Origin of the sequence: Verrucomicrobium spinosum DSM 4136 = JCM 18804 (genome assembly GCF_000172155.1) — a bacterium.
Classification (GTDB): domain Bacteria; phylum Verrucomicrobiota; class Verrucomicrobiia; order Verrucomicrobiales; family Verrucomicrobiaceae; genus Verrucomicrobium; species Verrucomicrobium spinosum.
Genome location: NZ_ABIZ01000001.1, coordinates 8,131,662 through 8,155,291 on the forward strand (window position 1 = coordinate 8,131,662; position 23,630 = coordinate 8,155,291).

General features: G+C 60.5%; 15 protein-coding genes, 2 tRNA genes, 1 rRNA gene and 2 pseudogenes. 6 read left to right on the forward strand and 14 right to left on the reverse strand.

Translation table 11 applies throughout. The features are described from left to right. Window positions 1–118: 118 nt before the first annotated feature. The 3 genes from VSP_RS32740 to VSP_RS32750 all read right to left on the reverse strand — a co-directional run bounded on the left by VSP_RS32740 (window position 119) and on the right by VSP_RS32750 (window position 2,022). Window positions 119–195 (reverse strand) — tRNA-Ile (locus VSP_RS32740). 44 nt (window positions 196–239) lie between these two features. Further along, window positions 240–315, reverse strand: a tRNA-Ala gene (locus VSP_RS32745). A 168-nt stretch (window positions 316–483) separates the two neighbouring features. Further along, window positions 484–2,022: ribosomal RNA gene (locus tag VSP_RS32750) — 16S ribosomal RNA — on the reverse strand. 774 nt (window positions 2,023–2,796) lie between these two features. Between VSP_RS32750 and VSP_RS32755 the strand changes: the two genes are divergently transcribed. After that, window positions 2,797–3,087 (forward strand): hypothetical protein, encoded by a 291-nt coding sequence (locus VSP_RS32755; RefSeq protein ID WP_009966072.1) that lies wholly within the window; start codon window positions 2,797–2,799, stop codon window positions 3,085–3,087. Between the two features lie 212 nt (window positions 3,088–3,299). On the opposite strand, the gene VSP_RS32760 is transcribed toward VSP_RS32755, so the two are convergent. Next, entirely contained in the window at window positions 3,300–4,175 is an 876-nt protein-coding gene (locus tag VSP_RS32760; protein ID WP_009966073.1) for a helix-turn-helix transcriptional regulator, read from the reverse strand. Between the two features lie 102 nt (window positions 4,176–4,277). On the opposite strand from VSP_RS32760, the gene VSP_RS32765 reads away from it, so the two are divergent. Continuing rightward, window positions 4,278–5,519, forward strand: coding sequence for a Gfo/Idh/MocA family protein (locus tag VSP_RS32765; protein ID WP_009966074.1), 1,242 nt, complete (start codon window positions 4,278–4,280; stop codon window positions 5,517–5,519). Window positions 5,520–5,593: 74 nt separating this feature from the next. Here the strand turns inward: VSP_RS32765 and VSP_RS32770 are convergent, their stop codons facing one another. From VSP_RS32770 to VSP_RS38595, 3 genes are read right to left on the reverse strand one after another with little or no spacing between them, the layout of a single operon-like run. Next, the gene (locus VSP_RS32770) at window positions 5,594–7,051 is read right to left on the reverse strand and encodes a Gfo/Idh/MocA family protein (protein ID WP_009966075.1); all 1,458 of its coding nucleotides are present in this window, start codon (window positions 7,049–7,051) and stop codon (window positions 5,594–5,596) included. A 57-nt stretch (window positions 7,052–7,108) separates the two neighbouring features. Next, window positions 7,109–8,224: an alanine dehydrogenase gene (gene ald, locus VSP_RS32775; RefSeq protein WP_009966076.1), complete on the reverse strand. Its 1,116-nt coding sequence runs from the start codon at window positions 8,222–8,224 to the stop codon at window positions 7,109–7,111. A gap of 4 nt (window positions 8,225–8,228) precedes the next feature. Further along, window positions 8,229–9,233: a 2-hydroxyacid dehydrogenase gene (locus VSP_RS38595; RefSeq protein WP_009966078.1), complete on the reverse strand. Its 1,005-nt coding sequence runs from the start codon at window positions 9,231–9,233 to the stop codon at window positions 8,229–8,231. A 149-nt stretch (window positions 9,234–9,382) separates the two neighbouring features. Here VSP_RS38595 and fdhD point away from each other — a divergent pair, with 149 nt between their 5' ends. Genes fdhD through ggt form a run of 3 tightly spaced genes read left to right on the forward strand, consistent with a single transcriptional unit; the run spans window position 9,383 to window position 13,100 of the window. Then, window positions 9,383–10,198, forward strand: coding sequence for a formate dehydrogenase accessory sulfurtransferase FdhD (fdhD, locus tag VSP_RS32785; protein ID WP_009966079.1), 816 nt, complete (start codon window positions 9,383–9,385; stop codon window positions 10,196–10,198). A gap of 9 nt (window positions 10,199–10,207) precedes the next feature. Then, window positions 10,208–11,329: a cysteine desulfurase family protein gene (locus tag VSP_RS38600; protein WP_009966080.1), complete on the forward strand. Its 1,122-nt coding sequence runs from the start codon at window positions 10,208–10,210 to the stop codon at window positions 11,327–11,329. Between the two features lie 43 nt (window positions 11,330–11,372). Next, window positions 11,373–13,100, forward strand: a complete 1,728-nt coding sequence (gene ggt / locus VSP_RS32795; RefSeq protein ID WP_009966081.1) for a gamma-glutamyltransferase — start codon at window positions 11,373–11,375, stop codon at window positions 13,098–13,100. 136 nt (window positions 13,101–13,236) lie between these two features. Here the strand turns inward: ggt and VSP_RS38605 are convergent. From VSP_RS38605 to tgt, 7 genes and pseudogenes are all read right to left on the reverse strand, one after another. Then, window positions 13,237–13,719, reverse strand: a pseudogene (locus VSP_RS38605) (PDDEXK nuclease domain-containing protein); the annotation flags it as partial. 107 nt (window positions 13,720–13,826) lie between these two features. Then, on the reverse strand, window positions 13,827–15,080 hold the full coding sequence (locus VSP_RS32805) for an IS4-like element ISVsp5 family transposase (protein WP_009960198.1): 1,254 nt from the start codon (window positions 15,078–15,080) through the stop codon (window positions 13,827–13,829). A gap of 41 nt (window positions 15,081–15,121) precedes the next feature. After that, window positions 15,122–15,706: pseudogene (locus tag VSP_RS32810) on the reverse strand (DUF1016 N-terminal domain-containing protein); the annotation flags it as partial. 191 nt (window positions 15,707–15,897) lie between these two features. Continuing rightward, window positions 15,898–17,025 carry a serine/threonine-protein kinase gene (locus tag VSP_RS32815; RefSeq protein ID WP_009966084.1) on the reverse strand — a complete coding sequence of 376 codons (1,128 nt, stop codon included), beginning with the start codon at window positions 17,023–17,025 and terminating at the stop codon, window positions 15,898–15,900. A gap of 192 nt (window positions 17,026–17,217) precedes the next feature. Then, window positions 17,218–19,563 (reverse strand): protein translocase subunit SecDF, encoded by a 2,346-nt coding sequence (locus VSP_RS32820; protein ID WP_009966085.1) that lies wholly within the window; start codon window positions 19,561–19,563, stop codon window positions 17,218–17,220. Window positions 19,564–19,656: 93 nt separating this feature from the next. Continuing rightward, window positions 19,657–20,001: a preprotein translocase subunit YajC gene (gene yajC / locus VSP_RS38610; RefSeq protein WP_009966086.1), complete on the reverse strand. Its 345-nt coding sequence runs from the start codon at window positions 19,999–20,001 to the stop codon at window positions 19,657–19,659. Continuing rightward, window positions 19,998–21,128 (reverse strand): tRNA guanosine(34) transglycosylase Tgt, encoded by a 1,131-nt coding sequence (tgt, locus tag VSP_RS32830; protein ID WP_009966088.1) that lies wholly within the window; start codon window positions 21,126–21,128, stop codon window positions 19,998–20,000. Before tgt ends, yajC begins: the two co-directional genes overlap by 4 nt. A 155-nt stretch (window positions 21,129–21,283) precedes the next feature. Here tgt and VSP_RS32835 point away from each other — a divergent pair, with 155 nt between their 5' ends. Next, window positions 21,284–22,801, forward strand: coding sequence for a sulfatase (locus tag VSP_RS32835; RefSeq protein WP_044133748.1), 1,518 nt, complete (start codon window positions 21,284–21,286; stop codon window positions 22,799–22,801). Window positions 22,802–23,630: the final 829 nt, after the last annotated feature.

Below are 23,630 nucleotides of genomic sequence, written 5' to 3' on the forward strand. Positions count from 1 at the left end.
CGCCAGCTTCAAATAAAAATTTATCTCTTTTTCGCTCTTAATCTGTCTTGTCCAGTTTTCAAAGAACCTCTCCGGTCCAGTAGCATTAATCAATTCTACACACCCATTGGTCACCAGATGGTGGGCCTGAATGGACTCGAACCATTGACCCCCGCCTTATCAAGGCGGTGCTCTAACCAACTGAGCTACAGGCCCGGTTTTCACCGGTCCCCTGCTTTAAAAGCACTCAGCAAGTCACATGGTGGAGGCATGGGGACTCGAACCCCAGACATCCAGCTTGCAAAGCTGGCGCTCTACCAGCTGAGCTATACCCCCTTTGGTGATGCGTGTGTATTGTCCCAAGCAAAAGCTAAGTCGTGCACTACACGTGAGGTAACTCACGCAAATATTTGAGCCTTTTAGCAGACCAGGTGTTCCGGCGAACCGGGCACTCTGGTCTCGACCTATCCAGTAAGCCGTGAGGGCTCCTGGAATACTCCATAGAAAGGAGGTGATCCAGCCGCAGGTTCCCCTACGGCTACCTTGTTACGACTTCATCCCAGTCACCAGTCTTGCCTTAGGGCCTTGCCTCCTTGCGGTCGGCGCGGGCACTTCGGGCGAAACCAGCTTCCATGATGTGACGGGCGGTGTGTACAAGACCCGGGAACGTATTCACGGTACCGTAGCTGATGTACCATTACTAGCGATTCCAACTTCATGCAGGCGAGTTGCAGCCTGCAATCTGAACTGAGCCCAGTTTTGAGGATTTCCTCCACCTCGCGGTTTCGGTTCACATTGTGCTGGGCATTGTAGTACGTGTGCAGCCCTGGGCGTAAGGGCCATACTGACTTGACGTCATCCCCACCTTCCTCCCAGTTGATCTGGGCAGTCTGATTCGAGTGCTCGGATTGCTCCGGTGGCAACAAATCACAGGGGTTGCGCTCGTTGCGGGACTTAACCCAACATCTCACGACACGAGCTGACGACAGCCATGCAGCACCTGTGCAAAGCGTGTATTGCTACACTAGCCGGCTTTCACCGACGACACAGTGCATGTCAAGCCCAGGTAAGGTTCTTCGCGTTGCATCGAATTAAGCCACATACTCCACCGCTTGTGCGGGTCCCCGTCAATTTCTTTGAGTTTTAATCTTGCGACCGTACTTCCCAGGCGGCACGTTTAACGCGTTAGCTCCGGCACAGAAGGGGTCGAATCCTCCCACACCAAACGTGCACCGTTTACTGTCAGGACTACCGGGGTATCTAATCCCGTTTGCTCCCCTGACCTTCGTGCATCAGTGTCAGATACTGTCCAGGATCTCGCCTTCGCCACTAGTGTTCCTCTCGATATCTACGCATTTCACTGCTACACCGAGAATTCCAGATCCCCCTCCAGTTCTCTAGCATGGGAGTATCGGATGCTATTCGGAGGTTGAGCCCCCGGATTTCACATCTGACTTTCCACGCCACCTACGCACCCTTTACGCCCAGTGATTCCGAACAACGCTTGAGACCTCTGTATTACCGCGGCTGCTGGCACAGAGTTAGCCGTCTCTTCCTCTTGCGATACTATCAAATCCAGCGGAGTTACCCGCTCAAATCTTGCTCTCGCATGACAGGAGTTTACAATCCGAAGACCTTATCCTCCACGCGGCGTCGCACCATCAGGGTTGCCCCCATTGTGAATGATTCTCGACTGCTGCCACCCGTAGGTGTCTGGACCGTGTCTCAGTTCCAGTGTGGCTGGTCATCCTCTCAGACCAGCTACCCGTCGTCGCCTTGGTGGGCCGTTACCCCGCCAACTAGCTGATAGGCCGCGGACCAATCAGAAAGCGACAGGTTGCCCCGCCTTTAGTCTTGCGACCACATGAGGTATTAATCCAAGTTTCCCTGGGCTATTCCTCGCTTTCCGGTATGTAATCCACGTGTTACGCACCCGTTCGCCACTGAACAACCCGGTATTGCTACAAGATTATCCCGTTCGACTTGCATGTCTTATCCACGCCGCCAGCGTTCGTTCTGAGCCAGAATCAAACTCTCCGAACATTTGTCCATCCATCTCTGAATGAACGGTCCAATGCAATGCATTGAACTAAATTGACTGGTTGTTTGTTATGACAACCACGCGCTGTTTCTCACACACGCGTAGTACACAACTTAGCTTTTTCTTGGTTCAAACTAAACTCCAACCCTTGCGGGCCGTTTAGTCTGATTAATGCTGCCAAAGATCGTATTCTGATTCTCGAAGAATGCCGCAGTTGCCTGCGTCGCTCTTTTTGTCTCAGCCGCTCGTTTTCGGTGCGGGTGTTGATACTACCCCACATCCTCTTTTCGTCAACAAGTTGAGGCTCTTTTTTTGAAGATTTTTGCCAGTTTCGACATGCGGCCTTCATCGACTTAACAAACTCATGGAGACGAAAAATCAGAGCCCGCTCAACGGGCCCTAGTGCCATGCGGGAGAGGCCGTTTCATTTATCAAGGCTGGTGAAGCATAAGCGGATTCTGGGGCCAAAATTTGAAGCGCAAAACCTCTGAGAAAAGTTGTCCGAAGAGATGCAACGACCTCAAACGGAGGTTCCTCAGGGGTGGTTGGAGGGGTCAATCGCGGTCAGAAAGTGGCAAAACGATGTTCAGCGCGTCGCTCCGCTCCCAAAAAAAGACCTCCCAGTGCCTCAGAATGACCAAAGTTGCGGTTCGGTGGAGCAAAACCGGCCTCTTCAATCTCGTAACCGTCGGATGGCGCACCGACATTTTTGCTTTTCTGCCTCCTCTATCCCCAAAGCAGCCCTCTTTACCTAGGTTGCGGCAGGTCTCGTGCCCATGGCCCACGCCCAGATTGAGCGTACCTGGCTCACCCATCAGACCCACACGCCCGATGCGGTGGTGGTGAGCTGGCAGACGGCCACGCCAGCAGAATCTGTGGTCCGATACAGGGCCGGGGATGGAGCTGCCGAGGAAGAAGCCCATCTTCCGGGCATAAGAACGCTGCACCATGTGGCGATCCCGGTGAAGAAGCCCGCCACGGCCTCACGCCAACGGCGTGATACAACCATAGCCCAGGGTAAGACCGCGAAGCGGTCGCCACCCTGGGTTTCGACGGTGAAGCAATGAACTCCAACGGAGTTCAACAGACCGAACAGAGCACGGCAGATGTCAGTCACCCCTGCTGCGCCCAAGTCAGACGCTGCTGGATGACGAAGGGTTCAAGCCCCTCACAAGGGCCGCCAAAGCGACTTCGTCGCCAGGCGTTGGACCGCTCCACTTCCCTGGAAACCAACACGAGCTTGCAACATCGCAGGCTGCACTGACACCCCTCTGCCCAGCTACAACGCAGATTGCAGCCGTTGATGCGGTTGCCGTCGCACGGCGGAGGGCGGGCAGCCAAAGCGCCGACGGAAGACCCGGGAGAAATAAAACGGGCACACAAAGCCGCAGTCCTGCGCGATCTCCGCCACCGTGCGAAGCGAGTGCATGAGCTGCTGCACGGCGAGTTGAAGCCGGCGTTCGTTGAGCCACTCCATGGGGCGGCGGCCGGTCTCGCGTTTGAAGAGGCGGCCAAAGTACACGGCCCCCATGCCGGCGGCAGCCGCCCAGTCGGATAGAGTAATTTCCTCTGCCAGATGCTCCATGGCCCACCGCTGGGCATGGAGGATGGCGTCCAGCCCGCGCCGGCCTCCGGGAGTGACCCTGCCCTTTTGAAGCGGCGCGTGCAGATGGCGCATCAGATACGCCACCCACTGGAGCACCGCCCCATGCAGGGCAAATCCCTGGCCCACGCTCGTGCCACCCAATACGGCAAGCACCTTTTCAAACTCCGAGACAAACTCCGCAGGCGAGGGCCAGGAGCAGCACCGTGGAAAGGCGCGCTGTAGCAGGATGTTCGGTTCGCCCCCCTGGGAGATGGCCAGGCTCGCGCTAAGGCTCACATGCGGAGCCAGCGCGTCATGTCCAAATTCAAACTCATCGCCCCCTTTGATGATGACGAAGTCACCCGTCTCGAGTTCCAGCCGGGTACCATTGATCTCCGCCCAGCACGAAGAGCTCTCCACAAAGAAGAAACTCATCATGTGCGGGGCGAGCCGGCTGCGCTCCACCGCCCATTCCGGGTACCCGGCATAGCGGCCAAACCAGTGCATTTGCAGTCCAAAGTGCCCGTCGGCCAGCAGAGGCCAGTCGTGGTGATAGGGCAAAACGTTCATGGTTGAAAAAATGCAGGAAATCACCGGGGGCCGTCCATTCCCAAAAGGGCGACGTCACGCTCACATAACGGCAGCAAAACCACTCTTGATTCCACACGAAGCATGAAATCCTCCACCTCCAACGACCGACCCAGTCGCCGCCAGTTTCTTGCCACGATCGCCGCAGGTGCTGCCGCAGGCATCGTCCCCAGGGGCAGCGCAGCTGCCACCCCCGGAAAGAAAGTCCGCCTCGGCATCGCAGGAGGCCGCTTTGGCGCGACCTTCCACTGGCATGAGCATCCCCAGTGCGAAGTCGCCGCCGTCACCGATCTGATCCCCGAGCGCCGTGCCCACCTGGTCAAAACCTACCGCTGCGACAAAAGCTACGCATCACTGGAGGAGATGGTGAAGGATCCCAACCTGGACGCCATTGCGGTCTTCACCGACGGCCCCAAGCACTACGAGCATGCTGTGCTCGCACTGAAACACGGCAAGCATGTGATCTCCGCCGTGCCCGCCGTGATGGCCGCCACCGTGGCCGAGGCCCTGGACCAGGCCAACAACCTGGAGGAAACGGCGCGCAAAAGCGGCCTGACCTACATGATGGCCGAAACAAGCTACTACCAGGACTTCACCATCAGTGCGCGGAAGTTCCATGAAGACGGCAGTCTGGGCAGCATCGTTTCCTGTGAGTCCGAGTACCTGCATCCCGGACTGCGGGTGCTCTACGGCTCTGCCGAAAAGCCCACCTGGCGCTATGGCGTGCCGCCGATGTTCTATCCCACGCATTGCACCGCCCACCTCGTGAGCGTGACCGGGGAACGGCTCGTGGAGGTGACCTGCTCAGGGTGGGGTAACGACCATCCCGTCTGCAAGAAGAACGCGTTCGGCAACAACCCCTACTGGAACGAGACCGCTCAGTTCCGCAGCGACCGGGGCACGCCGTTCCCGGTGCGCATCTGGTGGGAAGGACCGGTGTGGGGGCGGGAGAGTGCCAACTGGTATGGCACCAAGATGAGCTTTGCAGCCAATCCGGGGCAAGAACATGTAATCTGGCAGCCAGGCAAAGAGCAGGGGCATGACGACGCCGGCTTCCCACTGGTCGCGGCCAAGCTGACTCCCTATGAGCAGCCGGACTGGTGGAAGACCGACCTGCTGCCTGAACCGCTGCGCCACAACAGCGGGCACCACGGCTCCCACACCTTCCTGACGCACGAGTTCATTGATGCGCTGGCGAATACACGCCGACCCACCGTGGACCTCTACGAAGCGCTCGCCTACACCGTGCCGGGTATCATCGCCCACCAATCGGCGTTGAAGGGCGGGGAATCGCTGAAGATCCCGCAGTTCACCCGGCCGGCGTAAGCACCAAACAGGTCAGTGGCCTGCGTTTCCCCAATGCTTGGGGAAGCGCAGGCCCAATCACAAGTCTCGCAGAATCACGCCGGATACGCCTTCACCACGTAGGGTGCGCGGTACTCACGCGTGAGCAGCTTGCTGGCGGCTTCGTTACCCGTCGCGGATTCGGCCGCAGGATCGAACTTCAGCACCGGGCCCAGCGTAAGCGGGGTGGCATTAAGATCCACCTCATTCGCCTGGAGGTGCTGGAGCATTCGGTCCAGCGTCTCAGCCGCGCCCTGGCTGGAGGCGACCGCCTGCTTGATTTCCTCGATGCTCTTCTTCTCGCCGAGCTGGTAGGAGATGTTGCCAGTATGGCAGATGGCGGCGCTGAGATGCCCATCGAGCAGCGGCGCGTTCAGCTCCGCCGGCTTGCGGCTGCGCACGGCCTTGATGAAGTTTTCGTAGTGGTTGTCCGCGCCTTCCCACTTCTTCACCTCCTTGCCCTCTTTGTCATAGGCGATGGCGCTGTAGTAGTCGGGCACCAGCACATGGCCGTTTTCGCAATGGATGATGACGCCCACGCCAGCTCCCATGAACTTGTCCATCCCTTCACCCGCATCCTTGGCAGTGGGGAGTCCACGAACCTCGAAGATCAGCGGGGCTTTCTCATAGCCCTGGTACACGATCTGGGTATTCGGCGTCTGACCATCGTCTTGATACCCAAGCCGGCCGCCCACGCTCCACGCCGTGGGGGCAATGGCGGTCTCGCCAAGGAACCAGCGGGCAATGTCCATCTGGTGGACGCCTTGGTTGCCCAGATCGCCGTTGCCATAGGCCCACTGCCAGTGCCAGTCATAGTCCAGGCGCGGACGGCGGATGTCCACAATGGGGGCGGGCCCGAACCAAAGGTCACCGTCCACCTCTGCCGGCACGGGAAGAGGCGTCTTGCGCACCTTCATCGCAGGGCGGCTCTTGTAGCAGAGACCGCGGGCGAGGGTGATCTTGCCCAGATTGCCCGCCTGCACCCAGGCCACGGCCTCACGGATGGCAAAGCTGCTCCGGCTCTGAGTGCCACCTTGAACGATGCGGTTGAGCTTCTTCTCCGCATTCACAATCTGGCGGCCTTCCCACACATTGTGAGACACCGGCTTCTCCACAAAGACATCCTTGCCCGCCTCCATGGCCCACTGGGTACCGAGCGCATGCCAGTGGTTCGGTGTGGCCAGGCTCACAGCATCGATGTCTTTGTCGGCCAGCAGCTTCCGGTAGTCCTGGTAGGTCTTCACCTTCAGCCCCTCCTTCTCCAGGCGGGCCGCCTCATCGGCGAGGTACTTGGAATTCACATCGCAGATCGCGGCAATGCGCACTCCGGGAATTTTTTTGTAGGTCGCCAGATGGTCGCCGCCACGCCCCTTGAGACCCACCACGGCCACATTGATGGCACCGTTGGCCTTGCCTCCGCACGAGGTGAGACGGCTGCTGATGAAGAAGGCCCCGCCGGCAAAGGTGGCTTGGGAGAGGAATCGACGGCGGGAGGAGGGAGACGAGGGAGGCATGTGAAAGAGAGGAGGGGAACGACGCTGGATAAAACCGTTAAATGTCGAAAGGAGGGACTATCGTGACGCGAAGATCGTGTCCGCATCCAGATACGGCATTCCGTGGGCGTCTGCCACAGCGGCATGGGTCACTTTTCCGTCGAAGACGTTGAGACCATCAAGAAGATTGGCATCCCGCTGGAAGGCCCCGGGCACACCGTGGTCTGCCAGCAGTTCGATGTAGCGGTAGGTCACATTGGTGAGCGCCTGGGTGGCCGTGCGGGCATAGGCGGCAGGCATGTTGGCCACGCAGTAGTGAGTGACGCCTTCTTCGACATAGATGGGATCGTCATGCGTCGTGGCTCGCGAGGTTTCACAGCAGCCGCCCTGGTCGATCGCGATGTCCACAAGCACACTGCCCGGCTTCATGACCTGTAGCATCTGGCGGGTAATGAGCTTGGGCGCCTTGGCCCCGGGCACCAGCACGGCTCCGATGAGCAAGTCCACGCTGGGCAGCATTTCCAGGATATGGGCGTGGTTGGAGTACAGCGTATGGGCGGTGTGCAGAGTGATGTCGAGGAAGCGCATGCGCTCCACATCCACCTCCAGGATGGTGACGTCCGCGCCCAGGCCCGTGGCCATCCGAGCGGCGTTCACACCGGCCGTGCCACCACCGATCACGACCACCTTGCCTGGGAGAACGCCAGGCACCCCGCCGAGGAGCACCCCCTTGCCCCCCTCGTGCTTGGCCAGGAAATAGGCCCCTACCACCACGCTCATGCGACCGGCGATCTCACTCATCGGCTCCAGCAGCGGCAGACGGCGGTTCACTTCCACCGTCTCATAGGCGATACCGGTGCATCGGGAAGCCAGGAGCGCCTCCGTGAGCGACTTGCTGGCGGCCAGGTGCAGGTAGGTGAAAAGGATCTGTCCCGGCCGGAGCAGGGGATACTCCTGGGGCAGAGGTTCCTTCACCTTCACAATCATCTCCGCCTGGGCAAAGATGGCCTCATGCGTGAGCAGGATCTCCGCCCCGGCATGGGCATACTCTTCATCGGGGAAGCCTGATCCCGCACCTGCTTGGGTCTCCACCACCACCCGGTGCCCGCGCTTGACCAGTTGATACGCAGCAGAAGGGAGCAGCCCGACGCGGTTTTCCTGTGCCTTGATCTCTTTGGGGACACCGATGATCATGAGCCTACTTTGCGGCGGCAACGGGCGGTGGCGAGGAAAAAAGCGTGACGGATTCCAACCGGCGTTGCGTGGTCGTCCGCAGCTCGGGGATGACGTTCAGCAACGGCTGCCCTTGGAAATACGCAATGAGGTTGTCGTGGACCATGCGCGCCATTTCCTCTCGATTCTCCTCTGTCCGACTGCCCACATGAGGAAGCAGCACCACCTGGGGCAGGCGGGTCAATTGGTCAGGCACCAGCGGCTCCCGCTCATACACATCCAGACCTGCAGCCCGGATGGTGCCCGTCTCCAACGCATGCACCAAGGCGGCTTCATCCACAACAGAACCTCGCGTGATGTTGATGAGCGTTCCGTCCGGGCCCAGCATCTCCAGCACTGAGGTGTCCACCAGATGACGGGTGGCAGATCCGCCTGGGCAGGCAATGATGAGGAAGTCGCTCCAGAAGGCCAGATCATGCAGCGACCGGAAGAACGGATAGCTCACCGTGAGATTGGGTCGCCGCGCCGCATAGCCCACCCGCATGCCGAGCGCCTCCAGACGCCGGGCGACGGCCTGACCGACCCGGCCCAGCCCAAAGATGCCCGCACGTTTGCCCCCTGGCTTGAAGCCCAAGGGGAAAGACATGGCTGGCCAGCCCCCGTCATGCAGAAAGCGATTGGCCTCCAGCAGGCGGCGGGAAGTCATCAACACCAGTGCCAGGGCCACGTCCGCCATGTCTTCCGTCAGGACATCCGGCGTATGGGTCACGCGGATCCCGCGGGAACGGCAGTAGTCCACCGGCACACCTTCGTAGCCAGTGCCAAAGACGGAGATGATTTCCAAGTTGGGCAGGATGTCCAGGAGGCTTTCCCGATACAGAGCATTGCCCGACCCCACCAGGCCCCGGATAGAGTTCTCCTCGCCATCGTTGAGAGTGGTGTGGCAGATAAAGCACTCCGCCAAGGCATGCGACAACCGCCCCGGGAGAGGAGCCAGGCAGAGAAGATGGGGACCCTTCGGCGCAGGCATGATCGCAAATTGAGGAGGGGAAACCCGGAAAGCAAGAAGGGTTGCAAGATCGCGATTTACTTTCGTATGGAGGCAATCCGACGGAAGGGAATCCCCGTTGCATTTGAAGACGTTCCGTTTTGGTTGGTGATTACCCTTTGAAGCCCTTCATGAACCTGCCTGCCTCGCTCTCTGTCCCGGTAACCCGACTCTTTCGCGGGCAGCCGGATGAGCCGGTGCAAGATGAAGTGGCCGCTGAGGAGCCCCTGGAACTGAGGGTGGAAGGGAAAAGCATCGCGGTCGTGATGCGGACGCCGGGCCATGATGAAGAGCTGGCCGCAGGCTTCCTCCTGACCGAGGGCGTCATCACCGGACCGCAGGATGTGTTTGAGATCTCCATCTGCCCGAGCCGGTCTGAAGGCTACGGCGGCGTGGTGGATGTCCTGCTGGCCAAGGGAGAGGTGGACTGGTCCAAGCTCACCCGGCACGTCTTCGCCAGCAGCAGTTGTGGCGTTTGTGGCAAGGCCACCATCGAATCGGTGTTCCAGTCCTTCGCCCCCCGGGCATGGGACTGGACGGTGCCGCGCGAGTTGGTGTGGAGCCTGCCGGACAAGCTGCGGGCAGCCCAGCTCACCTTTGAAAAAACCGGGGGGCTGCATGCCAGCGCCATCTTTGACCTCGATGGTCAGCTCGTGGTGGCACGGGAGGATGTGGGCCGCCATTCCGCCCTGGACAAGGCTCTCGGGTTCGCCCTCCGGCAGGGCAGGCTGCCTCTGGACCGCCACGTGCTTTTGGTTAGTGGTCGGGTGTCCTTTGAACTCATGCAGAAGGCACTGGCTGGCGGCATCGGCCTCGTGGCCGCCGTCTCCGCGCCCAGCAGCCTGGCGGTGGACTTCGCCCGGGAGTCCGGCCAGACGCTGGTCGGCTTTCTGCGGGGCGGGCGCATGAATGTGTACGCCGGGCAGCAACGGATCACCGGGGATTGAGGAAACATCATGCGCGGCTACTTTGACCACAACGCAACCACGCCCCTGCACCCCGCAGCGCGCGCGGCCTGGCTGGAGGCCACCGACCGCTGCTGGCAGAACCCCTCGTCCCTCTACCGTGAGGCGGCCGCGGTGAAACACCGCCTGGAAGAGGCACGGGAACGGCTGGCCGATCTGCTGGGCTGCGACCCGGGCCGCATCATTTTCACCTCCGGTGCGACGGAATCCAACAATGCCCTGGTGCGGTGGCTGGCCCAGCAGTCCGGGCCGGAGGGAAGAGTCGTTTCATCGAGCATGGAACACCCCAGTCTGGCAGAGCCGCTGGAGCAAGAATTTAATGGCCGCGTGCTCAAGGTGCCGGCGCATGCGGACACCACTCTCAACCTGGAAGCCGCCGACCGGTTGATCCAGCAAGGGAACGCCGTACTGATGGCCGTGATGGCCGCCAACAATGAAAGTGGCACCTTGAACCCGTGGCGAGATCTCGCCGCCCTTTGCCGGGCGAAACAAGTGGCCTATCACTGCGATGCCAGCCAGTGGATTGGGAAGATGCCTCTGGCAGGCCTCGGTGAATGTGACTACCTCACGGGCAGCGCCCACAAGTTCGGCGGCCCCAAAGGCACCGGCTTTCTGGTGGTTCGAGATGAAAACGAACGCCTCCATCTGGCCAGGGGCGGCCCCCAGGAGGAGGGGCGCAGGGCTGGAACGGAAAACTATCCGGCCATCGAGGCAATGGTGACGGCGCTGGAGGCGGTTGAGGAAGCACTCGCCACCGTAGTGGCCCAACAGGCTTCCCTGCGCGATGCCTTTGAAGCAACCCTGTGCTCCCTGATCCCGGGCACACAGATCGTGGGGCGGGAGGCTCCCCGTCTCTGGAACACCAGCCTGATGGTCCTGCCGGCTCACGATCACCGGAAATGGCTCGGCCGCCTGAGCCAGGCCGGGTTCGCGGTGTCAACAGGGTCCGCCTGCAGCGCCGGGGACAAGGGGGCCTCATCCGTCATGCAGGCCATCCGGGCCCCCGTGGAGGAGTGGCGACGGGTGCTGCGGATCAGCGGCGGCTGGAAGACGACACAGGAGGAGTGGCAGGCCCTCGCGGAGGCGCTCGGCAAGGTGAGTGCCGGACTCTGAATCCAGATGCGCCCGCCCCGCTCAAACTGGTACAATACGGACCATGCAACGGCATCGCCCTTTCTTGTGCTCGATCACGGCAGCAGGCGCGCTGCTGTCGTCGGTTTTCCTCTGTGAACGATCTCCGGCTGCCGAATGGAAGCAGGCGGCCGTGGCATCGGTGCATCCCCTGGCCACAGCCGCAGGGATCAAGGCCCTGGAGCAAGGGGGCAACGCCGTGGACGCGGCGATCGCCACCGCCATCACGCTCGGCGTGGTGGATGGGCACAACTCCGGCCTGGGCGGCGGCTGTTTCATCCTGATCCGCGCCGCAGACGGGAGCGTGACCGCCATCGATGCCCGGGAGACAGCTCCCGCATTGGCCAGCCGGGACATGTACCTGAGGCCAGGCACCGCTGAGCCACGCGAAGTGGATGGGGAAGCCAGCAAGACCGGGCCGCTGGCCGTGGCCACCCCGGGAGCCCTGGCGGGATATGCCCTGGCGCTGGAACGGTTTGGCAAACTCAAACTGGCCGACATCGCGCTGCCCGCTGCCAAACTCGCTGAGGGCGGGTTTGCCCTCGACGCCGTGTACGCCCGCAAGCTGGCCGCCACCAGGAATCAGCTCGCTTTGTTTCCTGCTACCAAGGCCCTTTTCTTCAAAGATGACGGGAGCGTCCTGAAAGAGGGAGACGTCCTCAAGCAACCCGATCTGGCCACCACCTTGCGGGCCATCGCGAACGGAGGGAGCCGGGCCTTTTACGAAGGCGACTTCGCCAACCGGGTGGGGGAATGGATGGCAGCCAACGGTGGCGTGCTCCGGAAAGGGGATTTCTGCGCCTATACACCCAAGCTCCGCGAACCGCTCCGCACCACGTACCGTGGGCATGAGATCATTGGCTTCCCACCTCCCAGCAGTGGAGGCGTACACGTGGCTCAGATCTTGAATGTGCTCGAATCCTTCGATCTTCCGGCCTTGCCGCTCGCCGATCGGGTGCACACCACGGCAGAAGCCATGAAGGCAGCATTTGCCGACCGCGCCTACTGGCTGGGGGATCCGGACTTCGTCCCGGTGCCCACCGGGCTCTTGGACAAAGAATACGCCAAGACGCTTGCCAGTCGCATCCAGCCTAGCGGCTCGGCCGTGACGGTGCCAGGCCACGGCACCCCGCCGCGAGCGGACACCGATGTCTTTGGCGACCTGCTCAAGCACACCACCCATCTATCTACTGCGGATGCCGAAGGCAACTGGGTGGCGCTGACCCAGACGGTGAACACCACCTTTGGCAGCAAGGTCATTGTGCCCGGCACCGGCGTGATCTTGAACAATGAGATGGACGACTTTGCCGCAGCCCCCGGTGCCCCCAACGCCTTCAAGCTCGTGGGTTCAGACGCCAACGCCGTGGCTCCCCGCAAACGACCGCTCAGCAGCATGAGCCCCACCCTCGTGGTCAGGGACGGCAAGCCCTTCCTCAGTGTGGGAGCGGCGGGCGGGCCGACCATCATCAGCCAAACCCTGCAGAATCTGGTGAACGTGCTGGATCTCAAGATGAGCCTCCAGCAGGCCATCTCCGCCCCAAGAATTCACCACCAATGGTCGCCCGATGAACTCCGGATGGAACCCGCCTTCGGCCCCGAGATCCTGGCAGCGATGAAACAACGCGGCCACGCCGTCAAAGAGGCCGGCAATGTCGGCATTGGCGTCAGCCAGGGGGTGCGATGGGATGAAGCAAAGGGCGAGTTCGAGCCCGTGCATGATCCACGGGTACCCGGAGCGGTGGGCGGAAAGTAACGTGTTGTGCTCCGCTGTCGCAACTCATGAAAGCTGCTTCCGCGAGGGTGACGGCAGACCGGCCCTCCGTCCTCGTTGTTGAGATAGAGCGTCTATCGGCCCCGATCTAGTTCCTTTCATCCGTAACATCCGCCAGTCATTCCCCTGCCAGTTCACGTTCGATCTGTTCAATGGTTGGAAGACTGGTTTCCAGTTCGGGAGGCAGGGACTCTACGAGTTGATATTCAGCCACTCCCAGTGGCTGCGGGCTACCGCGCAGTGCATACTCGGCCACCACCTTGTTCCTATTCTTGCACAGCAACAGTCCAATGGTTGGCCCATCGTCTGGATGTTTCACCTGAGTATCCACCGCAGTCAGATAAAAGCTCAGCTGCCCGAGGTGTTCTGGTTTGAACTTGCCTGCTTTGAGTTCGATCACCACATAGCAGCGGAGCTTCAGGTGGTAGAACAACAAGTCTATGAAAAAATCCTCTCCGCCCACGTCCAGCAATACCTGTCGGCCAACGAAAGCGAACCCTGCACCCAGTTCCAGCAGAAAGGCGGTGACGTGCTTGACGAGGGCATCTTCAATTTCCCGCTCATGTGCTTCTTCCGTCAGTCCTAAAAAATCAAACCGGTACACAGTCATCCCATAGCCCTGCAAAAGCAGCGCCAGAGGCTTGAGTTGGTGATGTTTTGAAGTGCCTTTTGCGAAAGTGATTTCTCAAACGGGGCGGTCCTGCTCCGTTATGCGACGCCTGCTGTCCCATAGACGGGGGGCTCCAGCCCAGGCAGATACACGCTTTGCGGGCTGGCTCGCATCTTCCATGGACCGCCTGCTGTCCCATAGAACGCCAGCAATCTGAGCAGATCCACCCGGCTCCAAGTCACCCCTCGGATCATCGTGAAGAGGCGGGTGAAGCTGTGCGGCCAGCCCGATACTTGTGCCAGGAACCGCAGCAGCACATAGAGCAACAGGGCCGCCCAGAGCTGCCAGCGGATCGCGTTTTTGCTATGTCCCAAAAAATCACAGATGCAGAGCGTTTGCTTGATCTGCTTGAAGAACACTTCAATGCCCCAGCGGCTCTGGTAGAGTTCTCCTACCGTGCTGGCGGCCCATTCTGTCTGGTTGGTGATAAAGGCCATGCGCACTTCCTTGCCGTCAAGCTCCACGAGCATCTCCACCCGGCGCAGCGGGCCGGGATGTTGCGAAAGGCTCCTGGCTCCTTTGAGCACAATGAGGTCATCGCGCAGCACCTTGCCTTGCGGCCGTGCCTGGAGCTTGCGCGTCACCCGGTAGCTCATGTTGTCCTTGGCACGGGTGACCCAGAAGATGCCCCGCCCGGTCAACTCCCAGAGGTGGGCAAAGTTGATGTAAGCCTTGTCAAACAAGGCAATTTCCCCGTCTTTGAGGCTGGCACAAAGCGCGCGGGAGCGCGAGTCATCATGATGAGAGGCTTCTTCGATGATGGCAAAGGCTGGCAGGAAGGTTTGCAGGTTGAGACGCAAATGGAGCTTGGCCGCCGCCTTGCGCTGCCGGTGCTTGGCCCAACTCATACAGTTGGCCACCAGGGCGATGGTGCTGGAGTCGATGGCGTAGATGGCCCGTCTAAACCGCCGGGGCAGTCCTTCATAGCGCAGGCCAAACCCGGGGTGCCGATGCTGGAGATGATCCAACATCTTCCAAAAGAGGGTCTCCATCAGGTCGCTGTCCCGATTCTTATTGGCATGGGACAGGGTGTTGCGGGCTGGCGGTGTCGCTCCGCGGATGGCAGCGAGGGCCCCGGCATGATGCCTCAAGCTGTCGCACACATCGTTGAGACTGATGGAGTGTGTCAGTTGCGCGTAGAGCAGGCTGACCACGTGACTCCAGGAACTGAAGGTGCGCGGCTGGCTGCCGTGGTGGTGTTGAGCGCAGAGGTTCGCGACCAAGTGCCCGGGAATGAGCTTGCAAAGCTGCCCCAGAACGCTTCCAATGACTTTGGCTGGTTTGAATTTCATCTCAGGCCTACCCTGTGTGGGGTAGGCCGCCAGTCACCTTTTTGTTTCGCTGTGGGACGGCTGTGAAACCGGTACGGATCCTTGAGAGATTCCAATGCCAAGTCCGATTTGGGTTTGGGCAGATTGAATTCGAAATTGGTCACCGCCTTGCCGCTTCGTTCCAACAGACGGGTTTCGATGTGAATGTTCAGTACGTTGCGCGACCACCCATGCTCAATCGCGCTTCGAGCATAGGCCATGCGTTGTTCCGGGTCCTTCAGGCGGGTCAGCAGAACCAGATTATGACCCCACGGCAGTTGTCCAACAGCTTGTTGGACAATTGCTGCGTCCGGCCATGCTTCAGCAAAGGCTCGCATGTACATCAGATTGGCACGAGAAAAACCCTTCATCTCGGGAAAGGCGGTACGGAGGTCATGGGCAAGGCGTTGAATGACCTTTGCTCCCCAACCCTGCGCCGCCTGCCGGGCCAAGATTTCCCGACCGATTTGCCAATACAAATCCAAGAGTTCCCGGTTCACCGCCAGCGAGGCATTCTGCCGGGCGAGATAGATTCGATCCTTCAAATTAGCCAACCAGTTGCTGTATCCTTCAGGCGGCTCGATGAGGGGCGCAGGTTTTTCGTTCATGCGGTGCAAAGGGTGGAGAGATCGACCGGCTCTTTAGCAGAGTATTGCCTTCCAAGAAGTGATTCGTGCTCCGTTCGTCGCCGCCGAACCAAAGGGGTATAGAAGTTCAGGACGATGCTTTCAGTCCACACCAACGACTTATCAACCAACCGCGAAGCTGTGTCTCAACAGCCCGCTTGCTGCCCTGTCCCCTAACGCCAAACCGCCTTCCAGTACTCGCCGAGTTGCGCCGGCCATTCTGCGCCCCATTTGCTTTCCGCCCACCAGGCGAAAGCGACGGCGACACCAGCGAGGATGCAGATGAAAAAGAAACCTCCCACCAGACGATCCGTAGAGAAGAACCGCGGGGGACCACCTGCCGCGAGGTGCGCGCTGGGTGTGGGAATGAGCCGTGCGGTGGGGGCATTCGCATCCACGGGAGGGCCAGGGGCGGGACCCACCGGCCTTGGCGGAACGAGCCGCGGTGCCACGGGGCGGGGTGCCGACACCTGAGCACGACGGTTGAGCACCTCCGTGGCCTGAGACACCCAGCCAGGCCGATCCCGCGAATCGAGTTTCAAGAGCCAACCCAGCCACTGGGCAAAGGCGGGGTCCACATCGGCCCGTAGGGTGGTGATGGAGGCGGCGTCAAACTGCTGCCAGGAGGCCAGCAGAGCTTCTCGCGTCTTGCCTTCCACCGGTTGCTTCCCGGTGAGGAGATACCAGATGGTCGCCCCCAGAGAAAAGAGATCGCCTGAGACCGTCGCCGGTCCACCCAGAAGCCGCTCGGGAGCCATGTACTGGAGCGTCTCCACCGGAGGATTGGCGCGGCATTCAGAAAGTCCCCAGTCCAAGACGAGCAGACTCAGCCCTGCCGTACCCTGGTCAGTGATGATCAGATTGCTGGGCTTCAGATCGCCATGGGGCATGCCCGACTTTTCCCCAACCATGATGGCGTCACAGAGCTGCCGCGCCACCTCGCGGGCTTCATCCGCATCCACCAGCAGGCGCTGGGTGGGGAAGGCATTGCCCGCCCAACCGGCCTGATAGGCGTACACGAGCACGCAGCCTTCAGGATCATCGTACGCATCCAACAGGGTGGCGATGTGAGGATGCCGGATCTGCTTGAGCACCGGAGCCCGCTCCAACACCCAGGCTGGGTCCATGGGGTTGGATGTTTCCCCCGACAGCAACTTGAAAAGGACCTGCTGACCTGTGGCCGATTCGATGGCCCGATACACAATCCCTGCGGTGCCAATCGCCACGCGTTCCTGCACGACGTAAGCTTCCGTCGTGGGCTGCTCGGGCAGGGCATTTTGAGCCAGGGATTCGGGCATCATGCCGACTTGGGAGGGGATTGATGGACCAACTGGACGCTAACCCGCTTCGCGAGAGACGCAAGGGGCGGGAGTTTCTCACTTTCAAGTTTTCCTGGGCACCTGTTGGGAGGAAAACATCCGGAAGACCGACAAAAAAACCGCAACCACCCGGAGGCAGATGCGGTTTTGGAGCGGGATCTCGCGGGGCCTGCGTTACGCCGCGGCTCCGGGAGCCTTTGCCGGGGTATCGGAGTCATCCAGCGCATGGCGCTGCAGACCACGGCCGGTGACCCGGCCATACCACAGCACCAGGGAGGAGGCGATGTAGATGGAGGAGTAAGTACCCACCACGACGCCGATGATGATCGGCAGAGCAAACTCCTTCATGGACGGACCGCCGAAGAAGAACAACACGACCATGGACATGAGCACCGTCAAGCTGGTGAGCAAGGTACGGCTCAGGGTGGCGGAGATCGCCTCGTTCATGATGTCGCGGATGCTGCCACGATGAGTGCGGAGCATTTCCCGGATGCGGTCAAAGACGATGATGGTGTCGTTGATCGAGTAACCCGCCACCGTGAGGATGGCACCAATGTGGATGACGGAGAGTTGCTGGCCGAAGAGCACCGAAAGACCGATGGCAATGACGCAGTCGTGGAAAAGGGCCACGATGGCGGCCACGGCGAAGGCCAGCTCATAGAAGATCACCAGGTAGATGAAGATGGCCAGCATGGCCAGGCAATAGGCGATGGCGGAACGGGTGGCCAGTTCCTTGCCGACGATGGAACCCACGCGGTCCGTCTGCCCTCCGGAGAGTTCACCCGCGTACTTCGATTCCAAGATTTCTTTCACCTTCGGACCGTCATCATACTCGCTGCGGACAGTGATCAGATTGGCCGTGGCGTTGGAGCTGGCCTGCACAAAAGCCCCCTGGATATTGGATTCCTTGAGGAATTTCTCCACCCCCTCGGTTTCCACCGTTTTGCCCGCGGCAACTTCAAACCGGGTGATCGCACCACCGCGGAAGTCGATGCCGATCGCATCCGTTCCCTTGATGGGGAAGACCAGGATGGACAACAGAGCCAGTCCAAAGGAGCCGAGCACGAAGGGTTTGGACCACTTCAGAAGGTCATATTTCCCCTCCGGGATGATGTGGGTGACCGTGATCTTTTTGAGCAGGTTCGCATCAATGAACCAGTTGAAACACACGCGGGTGACGATGAGGGCTCCCAGGAGAGTTCCCACAATGCCCACCGTGAGCGTGACCGCGAACCCCTTTACCAGACCGGTGGCGAGGTAAAAAAGAATAACGGCGGAGATGAGGGTCGTGATGTTGGCGTCGAAAATGGCGGAGAAGGCTTTTTCGAAGGCCGCATCCAGTGCAGCGCCGAGGGTTTTGCCCGCATTCATCTCCTCACGAAGCCGCTCGTAGATGAGCACGTTCGCGTCCACCGCCATGCCGATGGTGAGCACGATACCGGCGATGCCCGGCATGGTGAGGGTGAAGTTAAAGAGGGCCATGGCACCGAACACCAGGAGCATGCAGACCACCAGGCCAACCAGGGCGATGAGCCCGGCGAAGCGGTAGTAGATGAGCATGAACAGTGCGACAAGGAGGGTGGAGACCCAGCCGGTCTGGATGCCCTGCTGGATGGTCTGCTCCCCGAAGGCGGCGGACACGTTGCTCTCCTCAATGATCTTCATGGGGTTCTTGAGGGGATTCTCAAGACCGGAGGCCAGTTCCTGGGCCTCTTCCTGGGTGAACTTGCCCGAGATCTCAGCGTTGCCGCCGGTGATCGCGGAACGAAGGGTCGGAGCAGAGAGCACCTCTCCGTCCACGATGATGGCGAGGTTCTCACCAATGTGAGCGCTGGTGAGGTCTGCGAAAATCTTGCTCCCGGCGGAGTCCAGCTTGAGGTGAATGACCCAGCCTTCGGGATTGAGAGCGGGCCATGCCTGCACGACGTGCTCGCCTTCGAGGTCAGCACGGCTCTTCACCAGATAGCTGGCGACTTCGCGCTTGCCATCCTTGTCTTTCGCACCGGGAAGCTCGGTGTAGCCGATCACCGGCTGACCCGTGGCCTTCATCTGAGCGAGAGCAGACTCACCTTGGGGGTGGACGAGACGGAACTCCAGGTGGGCCACTTTCTGAATGGTCTCGCGGATTTTGCCGACTTCATCCGGATGCACGCCAGGCATCTGGATGAGGATCCGGTCCGTGCCTTGGGGGGCGGTCAGAAGGTCCTTGCCGCCATCCGGGTTGAGGCGCTTCTCCAGAATGCCAATGGCCTGCTGGACTGCTGCCGGGGACAGGGGAACCGGCTGCCCCTTGTCATCGAGGGACGGCTGAAGCTGCACCGTAAAGGAGCTGCCGCCGCCGAGGTCGATCCCTTTTTTGATCCCCAGCCCCGCGAAGGCCCAGATGCAGAAGCCACTGACCCCGAGGGTCAGAACCGTACCGATGATCTTTTTGGTCCGGTGAATGGTCGTGCCCAGATAGTAAAACAACAGGAAGAGCAGGACGGCGCCCCAGATGAAGGTGATTTGCGGTGTATTCATGGCACTGACTTGGAGGATGCGGGATGAAAAACAAAAAGGCGCCGCCGGCGGGCCGTAGGGCCTGAAGGCGGCGTCGTGAGACGGTGCAAAGACTTATTTCTTATCGTCAACCAGCGTGGCTTCTTCGGCCTTGGCTTTCTTGTGGGCAATGGCGGTGCGGTCGAATTCGACCTTCCCTTCGGCGAACTTCACCACCACAGTTTTCTCTTTGACGGTGGCGACCACACCATGAGCCCCGCCGATGGTGACCACTTCATCTCCGGCAGACAGGGCCTTCTGAAGGGTTTCCTGCTCCTTCTGCTTTTTGCGCTGGGGGCGGATGAGGATGAAGTACATCATCACCATCATGAGCACCATCATGATGATCGTGCTGGAACCTCCACCTGGCTGACCTGCGGGAGCTGCTTGGGCGATGACGATGATGCTGGAAAAACTCATGATTCCTTGTGGGGTTGGTATTTGGCGGTAAACTCAGTTCGAAACTCGTTGAAGTAGCCTTCCTCGATGGCGGTTCGGGCACGCGACATGAGGGACAGGTAGAAATGCAGATTGTGGAGGGAAATCAACCGCAATCCCAGGATTTCCCCGGCCTTGATCAGGTGACGAATGTAAGCACGGGTAAATCCGCGGCAAAGGGGGTGGGTATCCTCGCTGATGGGACGGAAATCCCGGGCAAACGTGTTGTTTTTGAGATTGAGCGTTCCTTCGTCCGTGAAAGCCGTGCTGTGGCGGGCGAGCCGCGTGGGCAGCACGCAGTCGAACATGTCGATCCCGCGGGCGACCATCTCAATCATCTGGGGCGGGGTGCCCAGGCCCATGGCGTAGCGGGGCTTGTCCATGGGCAGGTGGGGGATGCTGTGCTCCACGGCAGCCATCATCTCCGGCTCCGGTTCGCCCACACTGACGCCGCCAACGGCGTAGCCGTCGAAGCCGATCCCGACGAGTTCCCGGGCAGACTTGGCACGCAATTCGGGATAGCTGGAGCCTTGCACAATGCCGAAGTGCATCTGGGGTTTCCCGTTGGTCATGGGCTGGTTCTTGTCCACCCATTCGCGGCACCGTTTGGCCCAGCGCAGGGTGAGGTCCAGGCTCTTGGCCGCATACGCCGCATCACAGGGGTGGGGCGGACATTCGTCGAAGAGCATGGCAATGTCTGAGCCGAGGATGGACTGAATTTCCATCGCGCTCTCTGGACCCAGCATCATGGGTGAACCATCCACATGGTTCTGAAAGTGAACGCCTTCTTCCTTGATCTTGCGGAGCTTCCCCAGGGAGAAGACCTGGAAGCCGCCGGAGTCTGTGAGGATGGGCTTGTTCCAGTTGGCAAAGGCATGCAGGCCTCCCGCCTCACGCATGACTTCCATGCCCGGCCGGACGGCGAGATGGTAGGTATTGCCTAAAATGATCTGGGCTCCGATAGCCTCCAGCTCCACCGGATGGACCGTCTTGACCGAACCCTGGGTGCCCACGGGCATGAAGATGGGCGTTTCGATCACCCCATGGGGAGTGACCAGCCGCCCGCGTCGGGCGAGGCTGTGGGGATCAGTACCAAGGAGGGTGAACATGCGGGGCGCACAGGCTGGCAAGGTAAGGGCGCGGCGCAACCGGGAAAAATAATACCGAGTGGACAACAGAAGCCCCGGAGAAAAACAGGATGGGCCATTTCGCAGAGAAATTGAAGGTGGACCGTCGTTCCCACTCTGCACAGAAGACTCCTGCCATGATCCGCCTCTTCCTCCTCCCTGCCGTCCTGCTCTTTTCTACCCGTCTGGCCGGTGCCGAACCTCCCAGGCAGCCCAACATAGTCTTCTTCCTGGTGGATGATCTGGGCCAGCGGGACCTCGCCTGCTACGGCAGCACCTTCTACGAAACGCCCCACCTGGACCGGCTGGCGAAGGAGGGGGCGCTTTTCACAGACGCCTACTCCACCTGCCCGGTGTGCTCGCCGAGCCGGGCCAGCATTCTGACGGGCAAGTACCCCCAGCGGACCGGGATCACGGACTACATTGGTGCGCCCATGAAGCCCGAGCAGTGGAAGCGCAACACCAAGCTGCTGCCCGCCCCCTACAGTGACCGGCTGGCCCTGGAGGAAACGACGATGGCGGAGGCGCTGAAAGCGGCAGGCTATGCCACCTTCTTTGCGGGCAAGTGGCACTTGGGGCCCGAAGGCTGGTTCCCCGAGGACCAGGGTTTTGAGATCAACAAGGGCGGGATCGACCGCGGCGGCCCGTATGGGGGCAACAAGTACTTTTCCCCCTACGGCAACCCCCGGCTGTCCGACGGGCCGCCCGGAGAGCACCTCCCTGACCGCCTGGCAACAGAAACGGCCAGCTTCATTGAAGCCCACAAGGACAAGCCGTTCTTCGCTTACTTCTCATTCTACTCTGTGCACACGCCGCTGATGGCTCGTCCGGATCTGGAAGCGAAGTACAAGGCCAAGAAGGAAAAGCTGGGGCTGAAGGCAGAGTGGGGGCAGGAGGACACTCGCCAGGTGAGGCAGGTGCAGGAACACGCCGTCTATGCGGCCATGGTGGAAGCCATGGACCAGGCGGTGGGCAAGGTGCTGGCCAAGCTGGATGAACTGGGCCTGAAGGAGAACACCATCGTCGTCTTCACGTCGGACAACGGCGGTCTCTCCACGAGCGAAGGGTCCCCCACCGCCAACCTGCCCTGGCGCGGCGGGAAGGGCTGGATGTATGAGGGCGGCATCCGTGAAGCGCTCCTGGTGCGCTGGCCGGGTGTCGTCCAGCCGGGTAGCGTGATTCATGAACCCGTGATCGGGACTGACTTTTACCCCACCCTGCTGGCAGCGGGCAGTGCTGCTCTGCCCAAGGAGTATCCGGGAGACGGTGTGGATCTCAAGCCGGTGCTGAAACAAGAGCCCAAGGCGGCCGATGCGGCACCCCGCACCCTGTACTGGCACTACCCCCACTATGGCAACCAGGGCGGGGCACCCGCCACCGCCGTGCGCCAGGGTGACTGGAAGCTGATCCACTGGTTTGAAGAAGATGCGTACGAGCTGTACAATCTGAAGACTGATCCAGCAGAGAGGAACAATGTGGCAGCGACGCAGACGGAGGTGGTGACGACATTGAAAGCGGAGATGGAGCGTCGGGTGAAGGACACCGGGTCCTTGTTGCCGACAAGCAATCCTGCGTATGATGCCAGCAAGCCCAGCGGTCGTGGGGCGGGTGGCGGGGGTGGTGGGAAAAAGAAGGAGAAGGCCAAGGAGGAGTAAGGGGTGTTTGATGCGGGTGCCCCTCGTGGCCATGGCCCCCCTTGGGCACGCGGTTGCTCTCCACGATTCAGACATCGCATACGGGGAAGGTTAGTGCCTGCCAAGGAACCTGGGGTGGTGAAGCATAGACTGACTGGATTCAGATGGCCTGTGCTCGGGGAGCGCACGCATCCTGCGTGCTGTTTGCGGCATCTTGCCGCGAACGTCAGTCAGCGCATGACATCAGGTCCGACCGACGTGGGGGTGTTGATGGCGGTGGGGAGGAGGTACCCAACGTTGACTCGCTTAGGGCTCGTCCAACGTTGGGCTGTGTTAGAGATCCCCTGTGGGGATCAACTTCGATCCGGGGCGGCGGCCTCAAGCTGGTTCCTTGGCATCCACCCCAAACGCGCGCGGTTGGTTCGTTCTCCTCACGTCGACAACTACGATCGGTGTTGTTCGTAACACGGCAGAAGGCATCCCATAGACCTTCCGATTCCACACACACCCCGACAGCTCACGCCTCAACTCCCACCCACTGGTCTTTGATCATCAACCACCCAGCGCCCCTGTAGTTGTCGACGTGAGGAGGCACTAACTGAAGCGTCTGCAGCTTCGCCTTCTCGCTGTTGTCACCAAGTTTCGACAGACACGGAGGCTCCTCCTGTAGGGCGAGCGCCCCGCTTGCCGCGAACCACCCCTGATTGCGTCACCATCGCGGTAGGTCAGCCACTCAAGGAATCGGGACGGTTCATCTGCATTGTCCGCTCCGCCAAGCGCATCATTCGAAACAAAAAGTTGTGTTGCCCCATCACCGGAACTCCGGTTACGATCCGGCGAATCTCCCGCC

Coding starts and splice junctions, on each gene's coding strand:
- VSP_RS32815 (WP_009966084.1), bottom strand. CDS start 17,025: ATGATGCCCGAATCCCTGGCTCAAAATGCCCTGCCCGAGCAGCCCACG.
- VSP_RS38600 (WP_009966080.1), top strand. CDS start 10,208: ATGCGCGGCTACTTTGACCACAACGCAACCACGCCCCTGCACCCCGCA.
- VSP_RS32820 (WP_009966085.1), bottom strand. CDS start 19,563: ATGAATACACCGCAAATCACCTTCATCTGGGGCGCCGTCCTGCTCTTC.
- tgt (WP_009966088.1), bottom strand. CDS start 21,128: ATGTTCACCCTCCTTGGTACTGATCCCCACAGCCTCGCCCGACGCGGG.
- VSP_RS32835 (WP_044133748.1), top strand. CDS start 21,284: ATGATCCGCCTCTTCCTCCTCCCTGCCGTCCTGCTCTTTTCTACCCGT.
- VSP_RS32805 (WP_009960198.1), bottom strand. CDS start 15,080: ATGAAATTCAAACCAGCCAAAGTCATTGGAAGCGTTCTGGGGCAGCTT.
- VSP_RS32760 (WP_009966073.1), bottom strand. CDS start 4,175: ATGAACGTTTTGCCCTATCACCACGACTGGCCTCTGCTGGCCGACGGG.
- VSP_RS32765 (WP_009966074.1), top strand. CDS start 4,278: ATGAAATCCTCCACCTCCAACGACCGACCCAGTCGCCGCCAGTTTCTT.
- fdhD (WP_009966079.1), top strand. CDS start 9,383: ATGAACCTGCCTGCCTCGCTCTCTGTCCCGGTAACCCGACTCTTTCGC.
- VSP_RS32755 (WP_009966072.1), top strand. CDS start 2,797: ATGGCCCACGCCCAGATTGAGCGTACCTGGCTCACCCATCAGACCCAC.
- VSP_RS32770 (WP_009966075.1), bottom strand. CDS start 7,051: ATGCCTCCCTCGTCTCCCTCCTCCCGCCGTCGATTCCTCTCCCAAGCC.
- yajC (WP_009966086.1), bottom strand. CDS start 20,001: ATGAGTTTTTCCAGCATCATCGTCATCGCCCAAGCAGCTCCCGCAGGT.
- ggt (WP_009966081.1), top strand. CDS start 11,373: ATGCAACGGCATCGCCCTTTCTTGTGCTCGATCACGGCAGCAGGCGCG.
- ald (WP_009966076.1), bottom strand. CDS start 8,224: ATGATCATCGGTGTCCCCAAAGAGATCAAGGCACAGGAAAACCGCGTC.
- VSP_RS38595 (WP_009966078.1), bottom strand. CDS start 9,233: ATGCCTGCGCCGAAGGGTCCCCATCTTCTCTGCCTGGCTCCTCTCCCG.